At 65.1% G+C, this 14,409-nt stretch carries 11 protein-coding genes and 1 pseudogene; 5 read left to right on the forward strand and 7 right to left on the reverse strand.

All coding sequences use genetic code 11. The features are described from left to right. Positions 1 to 165 precede the first annotated feature (165 nt). Both CKW46_RS03560 and CKW46_RS03565 read left to right on the forward strand, forming a co-directional pair. Complete coding sequence (locus CKW46_RS03560; RefSeq protein ID WP_015354066.1) at positions 166 to 975, forward strand: class I SAM-dependent methyltransferase; 810 nt, start codon at positions 166 to 168, stop codon at positions 973 to 975. An 81-nt stretch (positions 976 to 1,056) separates the two neighbouring features. Beyond that, the gene (locus CKW46_RS03565; protein WP_036426171.1) at positions 1,057 to 1,770 is read left to right on the forward strand and encodes a zf-HC2 domain-containing protein; all 714 of its coding nucleotides are present in this window, start codon (positions 1,057 to 1,059) and stop codon (positions 1,768 to 1,770) included. Between the two features lie 20 nt (positions 1,771 to 1,790). On the opposite strand, the gene CKW46_RS03570 is transcribed toward CKW46_RS03565, so the two are convergent. Next, complete coding sequence (locus tag CKW46_RS03570; RefSeq protein ID WP_482052826.1) at positions 1,791 to 4,082, reverse strand: heavy metal translocating P-type ATPase; 2,292 nt, start codon at positions 4,080 to 4,082, stop codon at positions 1,791 to 1,793. A gap of 124 nt (positions 4,083 to 4,206) precedes the next feature. Here CKW46_RS03570 and sigC point away from each other — a divergent pair, with 124 nt between their 5' ends. Further along, entirely contained in the window at positions 4,207 to 4,761 is a 555-nt protein-coding gene (gene sigC, locus CKW46_RS03575) for an RNA polymerase sigma factor SigC (protein WP_482052827.1), read from the forward strand. 35 nt (positions 4,762 to 4,796) lie between these two features. Here the strand turns inward: sigC and CKW46_RS03580 are convergent, their stop codons facing one another. After that, positions 4,797 to 5,279 (reverse strand): DUF5134 domain-containing protein, encoded by a 483-nt coding sequence (locus CKW46_RS03580; protein ID WP_231991674.1) that lies wholly within the window; start codon positions 5,277 to 5,279, stop codon positions 4,797 to 4,799. A gap of 434 nt (positions 5,280 to 5,713) precedes the next feature. Between CKW46_RS03580 and CKW46_RS03585 the strand changes: the two genes are divergently transcribed. Next, positions 5,714 to 7,690, forward strand: a complete 1,977-nt coding sequence (locus CKW46_RS03585; RefSeq protein ID WP_117437891.1) for a cytochrome c oxidase assembly protein — start codon at positions 5,714 to 5,716, stop codon at positions 7,688 to 7,690. A 16-nt stretch (positions 7,691 to 7,706) separates the two neighbouring features. Here CKW46_RS03585 and CKW46_RS03590 read toward each other — a convergent pair whose 3' ends face one another. The 4 genes from CKW46_RS03590 to CKW46_RS03605 all read right to left on the reverse strand — a co-directional run bounded on the left by CKW46_RS03590 (position 7,707) and on the right by CKW46_RS03605 (position 12,495). Next, positions 7,707 to 7,925: a heavy-metal-associated domain-containing protein gene (locus CKW46_RS03590; RefSeq protein ID WP_012392261.1), complete on the reverse strand. Its 219-nt coding sequence runs from the start codon at positions 7,923 to 7,925 to the stop codon at positions 7,707 to 7,709. Continuing rightward, the gene (locus tag CKW46_RS03595) at positions 7,918 to 10,191 is read right to left on the reverse strand and encodes a heavy metal translocating P-type ATPase (protein WP_482052829.1); all 2,274 of its coding nucleotides are present in this window, start codon (positions 10,189 to 10,191) and stop codon (positions 7,918 to 7,920) included. The genes CKW46_RS03590 and CKW46_RS03595 overlap by 8 nt, the downstream gene beginning before the upstream one ends. 244 nt (positions 10,192 to 10,435) lie before the next feature. Further along, positions 10,436 to 11,242: an SDR family NAD(P)-dependent oxidoreductase gene (locus tag CKW46_RS03600; protein ID WP_482052830.1), complete on the reverse strand. Its 807-nt coding sequence runs from the start codon at positions 11,240 to 11,242 to the stop codon at positions 10,436 to 10,438. A 92-nt stretch (positions 11,243 to 11,334) separates the two neighbouring features. Further along, the gene (locus CKW46_RS03605) at positions 11,335 to 12,495 is read right to left on the reverse strand and encodes a cytochrome P450 (RefSeq protein WP_482052831.1); all 1,161 of its coding nucleotides are present in this window, start codon (positions 12,493 to 12,495) and stop codon (positions 11,335 to 11,337) included. 183 nt (positions 12,496 to 12,678) lie between these two features. Between CKW46_RS03605 and CKW46_RS03610 the strand changes: the two genes are divergently transcribed. Further along, positions 12,679 to 12,966 (forward strand): hypothetical protein, encoded by a 288-nt coding sequence (locus tag CKW46_RS03610; protein WP_142925528.1) that lies wholly within the window; start codon positions 12,679 to 12,681, stop codon positions 12,964 to 12,966. A gap of 71 nt (positions 12,967 to 13,037) precedes the next feature. Here the strand turns inward: CKW46_RS03610 and CKW46_RS03615 are convergent. Beyond that, a pseudogene (locus tag CKW46_RS03615) lies at positions 13,038 to 14,292 on the reverse strand (amidohydrolase family protein). Positions 14,293 to 14,409 lie beyond the last annotated feature (117 nt).

The raw sequence follows: 14,409 nt of genomic DNA on the forward strand, positions 1-14,409 counted from the left end.
CCGGAGGAGCGCGGCGCACCCTGGTTGGGCGGGGCAAGCCGGTCATTTCGCGAGGTCAGGTGAATCCATCTGGTCGGCAGCGGGTTCGGAATCAGCCGTCGTCACCCGTCGTCACCCGTTGCGGGGAGGGCGCTGCCGCACCTTGGTGCCCTATATTGTGCAGCCATGCCAGTCATTGACGCCCGTCATCTCGACGGCATATCCGAAACTGCGTTGCTGACCCTGCATCAGCGCGCGACCGAGGCCGCCCGGCCCGATGCCATCATCGACGACCCGATGGCCATCGCCCTGCGCAATGACATCGACTACCCCTACCACCACTTCGGCCGTACTCACCAAGCTACCGCCCTGCGTGCCTTGGCATTTGACAACAGCACCCGGGATTTTCTGCGGACCCGCCCCGGCGCCACCGTGGTCGCACTGGCGGAGGGGCTGCAGACCAGTTTCTGGCGTCTCGACAATGGTGAGCTGAACTGGCTTTCGGTAGACCTGGCGCCGATCGTGCGGCTGCGTGAGCAGCTGCTTCCCGCCTGCGACCGACTTCGCTACTGCGCTCAGTCCGCGTTCGACTACTCGTGGATGGAGCAGGTGGACGACACCAACGGCGTGCTGATCACCGCCGAGGGGCTGTTCCAGTACCTGCGCCGTGATGTGGTGTTCGAGCTGATCGCGGCCTGCGCCAAACGATTTCCCCATGGCCAGCTGGTTTTCGACAGCATCCCTTGGCTGTTGAGCGTGTATTCGCGCCGGCGCGGGTTCAAGCTCAGTGAGCACTACACGGCGCCCCCGATGCCGTTTTGGTTCACCGCCGACCACTATGACGAACTGCGCGCCATCCCCGGTGTTCGCGCGGTCCGTGAGTTGCCGGCGCCGGCGGGCCGCGGAAGGTTCTTGCGCTGGGCACTTCCGGTGGCGTACCGGCTGCCCGGGTTGGGCCGGTTGCGGGCCCCGGTGACGCTGGTCGAATTCGGCTGACTCGGCAGCGCAAGTTCGCGCCGAGCCGCCGCGAAACGAACACCCTGGAACAATTCGTCGGCAATACGCGACTATTAGGTCATGGATTGCGAGGTGGCGCGCGAAGCGTTGTCGGCCCGACTCGACGGCGAGCGAGAACCGGTGCCCTCGGCGAGAGTCGACGAGCACCTGGATGAGTGCGGTGCCTGTGGTCTCTGGTTCGAACAGGTGGCCGGCCAAGCTAGCCGTCTGCAGCGCCTGATCGAATCCCGGCCGGTCATCGGGGCGGTTGATCTGGCCGGGATTCGGCCGACGCCGCAGCCGCGGGAACGCAAACGAATGAGCTGGCAGCGCTGGGCACTGTTGTGCGTGGGGATCGCGCAGGTCGCCGTGGGAATCGTGCAAGGACTGGGCTTCAGCCTCGGCCTGGGCCACCACTATGTGATCGGGTCGGGCAACCATCTGCTCAACGAGTCCACGGCGTGGACGATCGCGCTGGGTGTGGCCATGGTGGTCGCGGCGATATGGCCGGGCGCCGCCGAGGGACTCGCCGGTGTGCTGATGGTCTTCGTGGCGGTTTTGAGCGTCTATGTGGTTGTGGATGCGCTGTCCGGTGCCGTGACGACTTCGCGGGTCCTGACCCATCTGCCGGTGCTGTTGGGCACCGTCCTGGCAATCATGGTGTGGCGAAGCCGCGGTGCTCCTCGGCCGGCGCCGGACGTGTTGGCAGACGAGCCCGATATCGTTCTGCCGCAGAACGCATCTCGCGGACGTCGCCACGGCCACCTGTGGCCCACCGACGGATCGGCGGCCTGATCAGGCGCTGCGGCGCAGGATCACTCGGTGGCGCCGGGTTCGGTTGTGGACGTTGTCGTCTGGCTGGTGGCGGCACCGAAGTTGCGCAGCTGCAGGCTGTTTGAGACGACAAAGAACGATGAGAACGCCATCGCGGCGCCGGCGACAACTGGGTTGAGCACACCGGCCGCGGCGATGGGGATGGCCGCGATGTTGTAGCCGAATGCCCAGGCCAGGTTGAGTTTGACGGTGCGCATGGTCGCGGCGGCAAGGCCGAGCGCCAGGGGCACGACGTCGAGGTTGTCGCGAACCAGGATGATGTCAGCGGCGCCGATCGCAACGTCGGTGCCACGCCCCATGGCCATTCCCAGATCGGCGCTGGCCAGTGCGGGACCGTCGTTGATGCCGTCACCGACCATGGCGACGACATGGCCGCGGTCACGCAGTTGTTCGATTACGTCGACTTTGCCTTCGGGCAGAATGTTGGCGATCACCTCGTCGATGCCGACCCGGTCGGCCACGGCGGCCGCCGATGCCGGGTTGTCACCGGTCAAAAGCATGGTCCGGAGCCCGCGTTCGCGCAGCGCGGCTACCGCATCGGCCGCCGAGTCCTTGACGGCGTCGGCCACCGCGATGACCCCGCACGGTGCACCGTCGATCTCGACGAATACAGCCGTCTCACCCAGGGACTCGGCGTTGCGCCGAGCGGCGCGCAAGGCCGTGTCACTCGAGGAGGAACCGATCCAGGACGGCTTACCCACCCGCACCGAGCGCCCGGACACGGTACCGCTGACGCCGCGCCCGGGTATGGCGCGGAATTCGGTGACGGTGTCGTGCTGGGTGGTCGCCGCGGCGATTGCCAGGGCCACCGAGTGCTCGGACGCCGCCTCCACCGTGGCGGCGATGGCGAGCACCTCGTCTGCGTCCCAGCCCGGTGCGGCCACCACCGCACTGACTTTGAGCTGCCCCGAGGTCAGTGTTCCGGTCTTGTCGAAGACGACGGTGTCGATGGATCGGGTGGCTTCCAGGGATTGATAGCCCTTCAGGAAGATGCCGAGTCGGGCACCGCGGCCAGAGGCGACCATCATCGCCGTCGGCGTCGCCAGGCCCAGGGCGCACGGGCAGGCGATGACCAGGACGGCAATGGCGGCGGAAAAGGCGCGGTCGGGTGAACCGCCGGCCAGTAGCCACCCGGCCGCGGTCAGTGCGGCGATGACAAACACGCACGGAACGAACACCGAGGCGATCTGATCGGCCAGGCGCTGTGCGTCGGCCTTTTGCGCTTGCGCCTGCTCGACCAGCCGGACCATTCCGGCGAATCGGGTGTCGGCGCCCACCGCCGCGGCCTCCACGATCAACCGGCCGTCAAGCACCACGGTGCCGCCGATGACCTGGCCGCCGGGACGCACCCGGGTGGGTTTGGCCTCGCCGGTCATCGTGCTCATGTCGACCGCGGCCGAACCGTCCAGGACGAGGCCGTCGGCGGCGATGGTCTGTCCGGGGCGCACCACGAAGCGATCCTGCTCTTGGAGTTCGTCGGCGGGGACCACCAGCTCTGACCCATCCGGCTGCAGGACGGCAACCTCCTTGGCGCTTAGCGCCGCCAACGCCCGCAGCGCGCTGCCCGCCTTCGACTTGGCGCGGGCCTCGAAATACCTTCCGGCCAGCACGAACACCGTGACGCCCGCGGCGACCTCAAAATAGATGGCGTCGCTGCCCAACAGCGCCTGCCAGATGCCCTTGCGGTCGGCGAGCTGGTGGCTACCGAACACGGTGTACAGCGACCAGATCGTGGCGGCGGTGATGCCCACCGAGATCAGCGTCTCCATGGACGCGCCGTGGTGGCGCGCGTTGCGTAGCGCGATGCGGTGAAACGGCCACGCCGCCCATGTCACGACCGGCAGAGCCAGCGCTGTGAGCACCCACTCCCAGCCGGTGAAACGAGTGCTGGGCACCACCGCGAACATCACCGAGAGATCGGCCAGCGGCACGAACAGCACGGCCGCGACGGCTGGCCGGATCAGCAGGTGGCGAGCATGCTCAGCATCGGGATCGCCCGCGCCCTGACCGTCGTCCGGCTGCACCTCGGCCTGGTAACCGGCCTGCTGGATCACCTCGCACAGCGCAGCGGCGTCGATGTCCTCGCCGGCCTCCACGGTCGCCGTGCGGGTACCGAAGTTCACCGATGCCCGAACCCCCGGCACCTTGTTGAGCGTCGACTGGACCTTGCGGGCGCATGCGAAGCAGGACATGCCGGTAATCCCGAGTTGGAACCGCTGGACCTGTTGGTCGCGCTCCAAGTGCTTGTCGGTCGTCACGATCGTCGTTGACATCGTGGGGCTTGACCTCCTGCTGATCTGTGGCTTGCCGATGCAAGCTTCTCCCCACACAGGTCGTTGTCGCTAGCCCAGGAGTTCCCCGGCCGTTGCGCGAATCTATGGCCTACGCTCAACGATCGTGGTCACCGGCGGCGCTGATGAGCAAATCACTGTCCTGGCCATGGCCGCCGGACGTGGTGATCGGGCCGCGCTTGCGGAATTCATCGAGGCCACACAGCGCGATGTGTGGCGGCTGGTCGCCTATCTCAGCGATCCGGCCTGCGCCGATGACCTGACGCAAGAAACGTTTCTGCGGGCGATCGGTGCCCTGCCGCGCTTCGCCGGTCGGTCTAACGCTCGCACTTGGCTGTTTTCGATCGCCCGTCGCGTGGTTGTCGATCAGATCCGCTACAAGACGCGCCGGCCCCGCCCGGCGTATGTCGCCGACCTCGGCGAAGCGCTTGGGCAAGCTCGTCGCGGCAGCCGGTTCGAGGACATCGTTGAGATTCGGCTCCTGCTCGACGGGCTTGACGAGAAGCGCCGCGAAGCACTGATCTTTACGCAGGCCTTGGGCCTCTCATACGCCGAAGCGGCGCAGATTTGTGGTTCGCCCATCGGCACCATCCGCTCTCGCGTGGCACGGGCCCGCGACGATCTGTTGCGGGCTGCCCGAGAGGGCGAGCGGGCTGGATAGTTCGAGGCGTTCGCTGGCCGGCCGTCGGGGCGGTCCTAGATGCCGAACACCATGGCGGCGAAAGCGATCGCCATTCCCGCCGCCATCATCGCCCGTCCGGCGTGGGTCAGGCAGCTGCGCCAGGACTCCGTCCCGGCGCGTGGCCGCGCACGCACCGACATGACCGCCCAAATGATCGCGGCGATGGCAAACGCCAACAACCAAAACCAATTGACGGCGCTGACCCAGCCCGGCGCGGTGGCACCGGCGGCCATGTCGGTCCCCGACATGTGCATACCGGGCATCGAGGTGCCGGGCGCCATCGTTTGATGCGCGGCCGGGCAGGCCAGGAGCTGGTCGCTCATCGCGACGTACATCCAGGCCATGGCCAGCATCATCAATGCGTGGTAGCTGCATCCCACGAGCGCGGTGATGGTCTTGGCCCGAAGCGCGGTGAGCGTGGCGAACCAGCCGGCTGCCAGCAGAAAGAACACCGCGGGACCGGTCGTCGGCAACGCCGCTCCCACGGGCCAGAGCATTACGACCATCGCAATCGCCATCACCAAGTGCAACCCATTGCTGACGACCGAGGTCCACGCCCGCTGTTGGGTGACCGTCGGGGCTCCGGAGAAGGCTGAAGAGGCTGGAAGGGCTGAAAATGTCGAAAGCGCCGGAAGCGCCGGAAGCGCCGGAAGCGCCGGAAGCGCTGAAAGGGCTGAAAGGGCTGAAAGGGCTGAAAGGGCATAGTCGGCACCGCTGAACACGAACAGTCCGGTGGCCAACCAACGAATCAGCAGGTCATTGATCATGTGGACTCACTTGCCGGGGTGTGGGGCGGTCACGGTGTCGCTCTCGGGCTCGGCGGCGATGGCCACCGCAGGATATGCGGTCCATGCTCTATAGGTCGCTACCGGCCGATCCGAGGTTCCCGGCCAAACCTGTGTGCTACGACATCCAGTCGTAAGCTCGAGGGATGGATACTGACGGGCCTGGTGTGGTTGCGTCTTCTGCTGCGCCGCCGTCCCGGTCCGGCTCGCTGACGTCGGTCTGGCTGCTGCTGGGCCTGCTCGCCATCTCGGCAGTACTGGCGAGCTACGGGGTGGTTTCCGGCGTGCGGCGCTATGCCACGGTGGGCAATCCCTACCCCGGTTGGTTTCTGAGTGCCGCCGAGCCGACCGGCTACTTTCTCGCGTCTTTGTCCGGCGCTGTCTGTCTTGGCGGTTTGATCTATGTCGTCATGATGTCGCGGCCCGAGCACGACGGCCTGATCGATGCGGGTGCATTCCGAATTCACCTTGTAACAGAACGGGTTTCAGTTGCGTGGCTGGTTCTGGCTGCGTCGATGGTGGTGGTCCAGGGCGCCCACGACTCCGGAGTGTCGCCGATCAGGCTGCTGGCCAGCGGGGCGGTGCGCGACGCCATCGCAACCTCGGAGATCGCGCGCGCCTGGATTGTCGTCACCATTTGTGCCCTGGTGGTCGCGGTGGCGTTGCGCCTCAACACCCGTTGGGTCGCTCATGTCGTGCTGCTCATCCCCACCGTGATTGCGGTGATCGCGACGGCCGTGACCGGCAATGCGGGACAGGGGCCCGACCACGACTTTGCGACCAGCGCGGCGATCGTCTTTGCGTTGGCGGCTGCCACGTTGACCGGTCTGAAGGCCGCGACGGCGCTGACCGGGGCGACGCCGACCCGCGCCGTCCAACTGATGCAGGTGGTTTGCGGTGCGCTTGCGGTGTCCTACGGTGCGGTGCTGCTCTACCTGTTCGTTCCCGGCTGGGACTTCGGTTCCGAGTTCGCCCGAATCGGTCTACTGGCCGGGCTCTTGCTGGTGCTGGTGTGGGTGTTCGACTGCTGGCAGCTCTTCGTCCGGCCGCCACGATCGACGCGCGGCGCCACCGCGGCCGCACTGGCGATGATGGCGGTGCTGGCGGCGATCGGCGCGATGGCCGTTCAGACCGCACCACGGTTCGTTGCCCATCAATTCACTGCGTGGGACGTCTTTTTGGGATATGAACTGCCGCAACCGCCCGATGTGGGCAGGTTGATCACCCTGTGGCGGTTCGACAGTTTGGTCGGGGTTGCCGGGGTGGTGCTGGCCGCCGGATATGTGGCCGGCTTCGTCCGGCTGCGTAGGCGGGGCCATGCTTGGCCCGTCAGCAGGCTGGTGTCCTGGCTGATCGGTTGTGCCGTATTGGTGATCACGAGTAGCTCGGGCGTGCGGACCTACGGGTCGGCGATGTTCAGCGTCCATATGGCCGAACACATGACGCTGAACATGTTCATTCCCGTGCTGCTGGTGCTGGGTGGGCCCGTCACGCTGGCGCTACGGGCATTGCCCGCCGCCGGTGAGGGACAGCCGCCCGGGCCCCGCGAATGGCTGACATGGCTGCTGCATTCGCGGGTGACGGCCTTCTTCTCACACCCGATCATCGCGTTCATCCTCTTTGTGGCCTCGCCGTACATCGTCTATTTCACGCCGCTTTTCGATACCCTCGTCCGGTATCACTGGGGCCACGAGTTCATGGCCGTGCACTTTCTGATCGTCGGGTACCTCTTCTACTGGGCCATCATCGGTATCGACCCGGGGCCCCGGCGGCTCCCCTATCCCGGACGTATCGGGCTGCTCTTTGCGGTGATGCCGTTTCACGCGTTCTTCGGCATCGCGCTGATGACAATGAATTCGGCGATCGGCGACACGTTCTACCGTTCGGTCAATCTGCCCTGGCTGGCCAGCATCGAATCCGATCAACACCTTGGTGGTGGAATCGCCTGGGGCGCAACCGAGCTACCGATCATCATCGTGATCGTGGCGTTGGTGGCCCAGTGGGCGCGCCAGGACCGTCAGGTGGCTGCCCGCCAGGATCGCCATGCCGACAGCAGCTACGCGGACGACGACCTGGAGGCCTACAACGCGATGCTGCGCGAATTGGCGCGGATGCGGGAGTGAAGGCGGGGACGGATCACTAGCCGACCACGGCGAAATCGCCGTTGTCGGCCAGCGTTGCCTGGACCTGTTCGCGGGTGAGCTCGGTGTCGGTGCAAACTCGCACCGCCGACGCGCCGGCGGCGTCCAGCTCTACTTCGACGGTCCGGACCGACGGCAGCGCGCTCAAGGCGTTGGTGATGGTCTCCACGCATCCCTCGCAACGCAGACCGGTAACGGCGAATGTCTGTTCAGTCATCTATTTCTCCATTGGACGCGACAATGCGCGCGGTAGGTGGTCCAAAGTTGCGTAGCCGCAGGCTATTTGACACTACGAAGAACGACGAGAACGCCATCGCGGCGCCGGCGATGAGCGGGTTGAGCAGGCCAGCGGCAGCGATCGGAATCGCGGCGACGTTGTAGCCGAACGCCCAGATCATGTTCGTTCGGATCGTGCGCATTGTGGCTCGCGCCAGATCGAGCGCCTGCCCAACGATGTGCAGATCGTCGCGCACCAGGATGATGTCGGCCGCCCCGATCGCAACGTCGGTGCCGCGACCGATCGCCAATCCCAGGTCGGCAGATACCAGGGCGGGACCGTCATTGATCCCGTCCCCGACCATCGCGACCGTATGGCCTTGGTCGCGGAGCTGTCGAATCACGTTGACTTTGCCGTCCGGAAGTACATCGGCGATGGCGGTATCGATGCCCAGCTGGGTGGCCACCGAATCGGCCACGGCCTGATTGTCGCCGGTGAGCAAGATGGTTCGCAAGCCCCGGCTGCGCAGTGCGGCGATCGCGTCGGCCGCGGAGTCCTTGACCGTGTCGGAAATCGTTACAGCGGCGCAGACCTCACCGTCCACCGATACGAAGACTATTGTCTCGCCGCGAGATTCGCCTTGCGCACGAGCGGTGTCCAGTACCTCGTCGGCTGCTGTGTTGCGGGTAATCCAGGACGGCTTACCGACCTCGATGCGGTGGCCGTCGACGATCCTCGACACGCCGCAGCCGGCCACCGCGACAAAGTCGGTGACCGGTGCCGGATGTGGTGAGGCCGCGACGATCGCTGTCGCGACAGCGTGCTCAGAAGCCGCCTCGACCGCGGATGCAAGAGCCAGAACTTCCTCGCGCACCCGCCCGCCGGTGGTGGTCACCGTGTTGACGGTCAGCTTCCCCACCGTCAGCGTGCCCGTCTTGTCGAATACCACGGCGTCGATACCGTGAATGGTTTCCAGCGCCTGATAGCCCTTGATGAAAATCCCCAACTGCGCCCCGCGTCCGGAGGCGACCATCATTGCCGTCGGGGTGGCCAGTCCGAGCGCGCAGGGGCAGGCAATCACCAGCACACCCAGCGTTACCGAGAAAGCCCGGTCGGCGCCGGCGCCACTGAGCAGCCAGGCCACGCCGGCGAGTCCGGCGATCGCAAAGACGACCGGCACGAACACCGCGGAGATCCGATCCGCCAGGCGCTGTGCGCGCGCCTTCTGAGCTTGTGCCTCCTCGACGAGGCGAACCATGGCCGCGAATTGGGTGTCGGCGCCCACCGCGGTGGCCTCGATGACCAGACGCCCGTCCAGGACGATGGTGCCGCCGATGACGGGCGCGTCCGCAGTGGCGCGCACCGGTTTGGACTCACCGGTCATCGCGCTCATGTCGATTGCCGCGGTGCCGTCGATCACGACGCCGTCGGCGGCGATGGTCTGCCCGGGACGGGTCACAAATCGCTGCCGCTTTTTGAGTTCGGCGGCCGGTATCACCAGCTCGGCGCCGTCGGGCAGCAAAACCGTGACGTCCTTGGCGCCTAACGCCGCCAGGGCGCGCAGTGCGCCGCCGGCCTTGGACTTGGCGCGTGCTTCGAAGTAGCGGCCGGCAAGTACGAAAACCGTCACGCCGGCGGCGACCTCGAGATAGATCGAGTCGCTGTTGAGTATCGTCTGCCAGATCCCCCGGCTCTGGCGTGGTTGCCGGTCAACGAAGACTGTGGATAGCGACCAGACGGTAGCGGCCGTGATGCCCACCGAGATCAGCGTTTCCATGGATGCGGTGCGATGGCGGGCGTTGCGGATCGCCACCGAGTGGAAGGGCCAGGCGGCCCAGGTCACGATCGGGGCGGCCAGGGCGGTCAAGAGGTATCCCCAGCCGGGGAACCTGGTGCTGGGCACCAGGGCGAACATGGTCGACAGATCGGCCAGCGGCACGAACAGGACCGCCGCCACCAGTAGCCGGCGCAGCAGTGTGCGAGCGTGCTCAGCATCTGGATCGCGGTCGTCGGCGGCCGACTCGGCGTGCGGAACAGCCTGGTAGCCCGCCTTCTCGACCAGCTCGCAGAGCTCATCGGCGGCGACGTCGACGGCGTCGATGGTGGCCACCCGGGTGGCGAAGTTCACCGAGGCGCGTACGCCGGGGACTTTGTTGAGTTTCGTTTCGACGCGGCTCGCGCACGCCGCGCATGACATACCCGAAACATCGAGCTGGATACGCCGCGCGGAGCCAAGATCGAGGTCTCCCGTAATCGGAGCCGCCACGGCCCTCCTCAGATCAGCACATTTCTCCCTGTCAGACTACAAGTCGTAGCTGGGCCGCAGTCAGTTCCGTTCGGAACGGGTGTGCTCGGACACCGTCGCCGCGGTGGGGTCATCGCCGCAGGTTGGGGTGGTTACGGCAGCATCGAATATGACGGTGGTCACTATGCCCGGCGGGCACTCCACTGCCAGCCGCCGACAGTGGCCCGGCGGTGGCCCGCTGCTGGGGCCAAGCGACTTTTCGCCGCTACGACGGTTGACTCTGAAGTTCCGCGACTGACGCTCGGATTTGCGGCAGGCCGGGCAAATGCGCGAGCAGGCCACTGTCAGCCGCGATCACCTGTCCGGTGATGAAGGCGGCTCGGTCCGAGGCCAGGAAGCAGACGAGCTCGGCGATTTCATGTGGTTCGCCGATGCGACCGGCAAGGTGGTGAGTGGCAAAAATATCGACGATCGGCTGGGGCAGCCCGACCTCGAGCCGCGGGGTACGGACCAGGCCGGGGGCGATCGCGTTGCACCGCACGCCGTGACGCCCGTATTGCGTTGCCACGTACCGGGTGAGCGTTTCGATCGCGGCCTTTGTGCAGGCGTACGCGGTTGACATGTCGTAGGCGGCGTGTGCGGTTGCGGAAGAGATATTGACGATCGCGCCGCCGCCGGCACTGATGAGCCGGGGAATCGCGTACTTGCACATGAGCATCGTCCCGCGCGCGTTGACGGTGAAGGTGTCGTCCCAAACATCGACAGTCATCTGGGAGACCAGCATGTCTGCGGGGTCGGAATGCGCGGCGTTGTTGTCCACGATGTCGAGCCGACCGAATGTGTCGATCGCGAAGTCGATCAGGGCCCGCACCGATACCTCGTTGGTGAGGTCGACGACATGGTGGACGGCTCCCCGACCGACGGAGGCAGCCGCACCGGCGAGGTCCGTCTCGGGCAGGTCCGCCAAAACGACTCGTGCGCCCGCGCACGCCAGCACTCGCGACGTCTCGAGTCCGATGCCACCGCACGCGCCCGTGATGATCGCGACTTTGTTTTCGAGTTCTGCCGTCATGCCTCACTCCCGTTCCCCCCGGCGTAACCGCGGCCGTGATCGATGCAAACCCGGCCGGGTGCGGGCCCTCCGGATCGTGGTGAACCGGCTGGCTAGTCCCAAACCACTGGAAGTGCGGACGGTCCACGGAAGTGGATGCCGCTAATCAGCGGCGCCGGCGCGTCGGGGTCAACACGCAGACCGGGAAGTCCGTCGAGCATCGCGTCGATCAATGCGGCAATCTCGCGGCGCGTGGTGTTCATGCCGGAGCAGATATGGGTGCCGAAACCGAAGGTCGCGTGATGTGGTCCCGTGCGGTCGATTCGGAACTCGTCAGGATCGGGCGGATATGCTTCCGGATCCCGGTTGGCTGACCCGATGGCTAGCAGCAGCGGTGTTCCGGTGGTGAGTTCCGTGCCTCGAATGACCACATCGCGGGTGATCATGCGAGGGATGAAGAGCGATGGCGGTTCCAGGCGCTCACCCTCGGCGAGCGCCAACCGCAGGCGGCTGCGGTCCCGCCGGATGCGGTCCAGTTCGTCCGGCCGTTGCAGTAGGAGGGTGAGCGTGTTCAAGAACTGTCGAGTGGTGGTGTCGGTTGTTGCTAGCAGCAGCGAACGTAGAAACGAAGTGATCTGCTCGTCATCAAGAACGCCGCCTTCATACTCGGCTCGGATGAGTGAACTAATGAGGTCGTTTCTCGAAGCGCCGGCCGCCCGTTTGCGCTGAACAATCGGAAGCAGCCGGTCCCAGCTGCGGGCCGACGCCTCGGTCGCCTTTTGAAACCTGAGCAGAAATTGGTCTGCTTGTGCCGGATCCGGGGTGGACCACAACGCGAGCAGGATGGTCAGGACGTCAGCATGGAACTCTTCGTAGTTTTCTTTGAAGTCCTCTAAGCCCAGGATTTCGTAGATCGCGCGCAACGGGTACTCGAGCGCCATCGCAATGAGGTCGGCGCCCCGCTTGGACGCCAGGTCCGCGACGTACTTTGCGGCAAGTGGCCGGAAGATGCTCTCGTCCCAGGAGCTCAACAACTTGCCGCCAAAAACGGACTGGAGATAGCCGCGCCACTGGCGGTGCTCCGCGCCGTCCATCGCGAGGATCGATCGGCCGATCAAAGGTCCTTGCGAGATTTCCCAGATGCTGCTGGAGAAGGTCTCATGGTTGCGCAGGATGGCCATCACGTCATCATGGCGAAAGACCGTGTGCGTTTCGCCGGCGTGCTGACCCATGTATGAAGGCGCGCCAAGAGCAACCATGATGTCGCCCTTCATAACCGGTGTCTCACGTCGGCGTTCTGCGAGCATCGGGTAGGGGTCATCCATGCTTGACAGGCGGAAGGCTTCCCCGAGTTCTTGTGATAACTCGGCAACCGATGGGCTCATAAGTTTCGACGCTAACACGGCGGCCCGGCCGTTTTAAGGCCTGCGATACTGCATTGCGCAAAATTGAGTCATTTGACTGAACCTGTTGGGGCAAAAGGTATTAAAGCTAGTCGAAGCGATCCCCACCTGACTCCCGCGAAAGCCCCGTCACCGCAAACGAATTCCGCTCCCGCCGCCTCGAAGGTGCGCTGCCCGCGGGTGCCAAATTGCTCGCGTGCCCAACCTAAAGATGCCGAATCCGATCTCGCCGTGTTTGTCGAGATCAACTGGATTGCAACGGCATTGAGTCGGAATATCCGCGCGCGCACGGACTGGCCGAGGTCGCTGCCGCATCTCGCCGAGTTCGGCGATGCGCGATGACGCGCGGCTCTCGAGGCTGGTTAGTCCGCGCGATTACGTCCCGCAGGCTGATTCGTTTGCTGCCCAAGACATCACGGTTCGACCAGTATGCTGGTCCGCTCACCGCTCTTGTGTTGGCTACGTGGCCGCATCATGGCCGGCTGCGGCTTTGCGCAACGCGCCGACCGTTGCCTGCTCGCGAGGGATGCGGCTAAACGGGTCAAACGAGTACCAGCGCATCGCGTTGAGGTGAGTCATCTTGTCCACTTCGAGGTCAGGCACGCTGTTTGCGGTCAAAACCTCCCCAAGCTCCTCGGGCGCACCCGGCCACATCGAATCGCTGTGTGGGTAGTCGGCTTCCCAGGCGATGTTGTCGATGCCGATCATGTTGCGCAGCTTGACACCCACCGGATCGCTGATGAAGCATGCCAGGAAATGTTCCCGGAACACCTCGGACGGGACCTTGCCGCCGAAGTCCTGGTGGGTCCACGTCGAATGCATTTCAAACACGCGGTCCGCCCGCTCCAGAAAGTAGGGGATCCAGCCCGTGCCGCCCTCGGACAACCCGATCTTGAGGTCCGGGTAGTCCTTGATCGGTCTGGACCACAACAGATCCGCGGCCGCCTGCACAATGTTCATCGGCCCTAGAGTCATTAACACATCTATCGGTGCGTCGGGTGCTGTCGTCACCAGGTTGCCGGAGGATCCGAAGTGGATGTTCATCACGGTGTTGGTGTCGCACAGCGCTTTCCATAGTGGATTCCAGTAGTCGTTGTGAAAGCTGGGGTAACCCATCGTCGCGGGATTCTCGGTGAACGTCAGCGCGTGCACGCCCTTCTTCGAGACCAGCCGCACCTCTGTCGCGCACGCCTGCGCATCCCAGATGACCGGCAACGCCATGGGGATGAACCGTGCCGGATATGCCCCGCACCATTGGTCGATATGCCAGTCGTTATAGGCCTGTATCAATGCCAACGAAAAATCCGGATCGTCGGTCGCGAACCGCCGGCCGGCAAATCCTGAGAAGGAGGGAAAACAAATCGAGGCCAGGATGCCCCCGGCATTCATATCCTTGACCCGTTCGTCCACCTGATAGCAACCGGGCCGAATCTCGTCCAGACCCTGCGGCTCCAGGCCGTATTCCTCCTTCGGCCGCCCGGCTACCGCGTTGAGCGCCGGATTGGGGATCACGCTGTCACGGAACTTCCATACGTCGGAGCCGTCTGGATTACGCACCAGCCGCGGCGCGTCCCGCAGATACTTCGCGGGCAGATGGTTATCGAACATATCGGGCGGCTCGACGATGTGGTCATCGACGCTGATCAAGATCATGTCATCGGTGTTCATGGCCGTTCCTTTCCAAGACGCTGTCCCGCTGCCCGTCAGCGGAGCCATGAAGGCATGGCGTTGAGATGGATCAACTGGCGATGGGGTGTTGGCGTTGAAGGTGATGCGCAGATGCTG

Source organism: Mycobacterium liflandii, assembly GCF_022354805.1.
Lineage (GTDB): Bacteria > Actinomycetota > Actinomycetes > Mycobacteriales > Mycobacteriaceae > Mycobacterium > Mycobacterium marinum.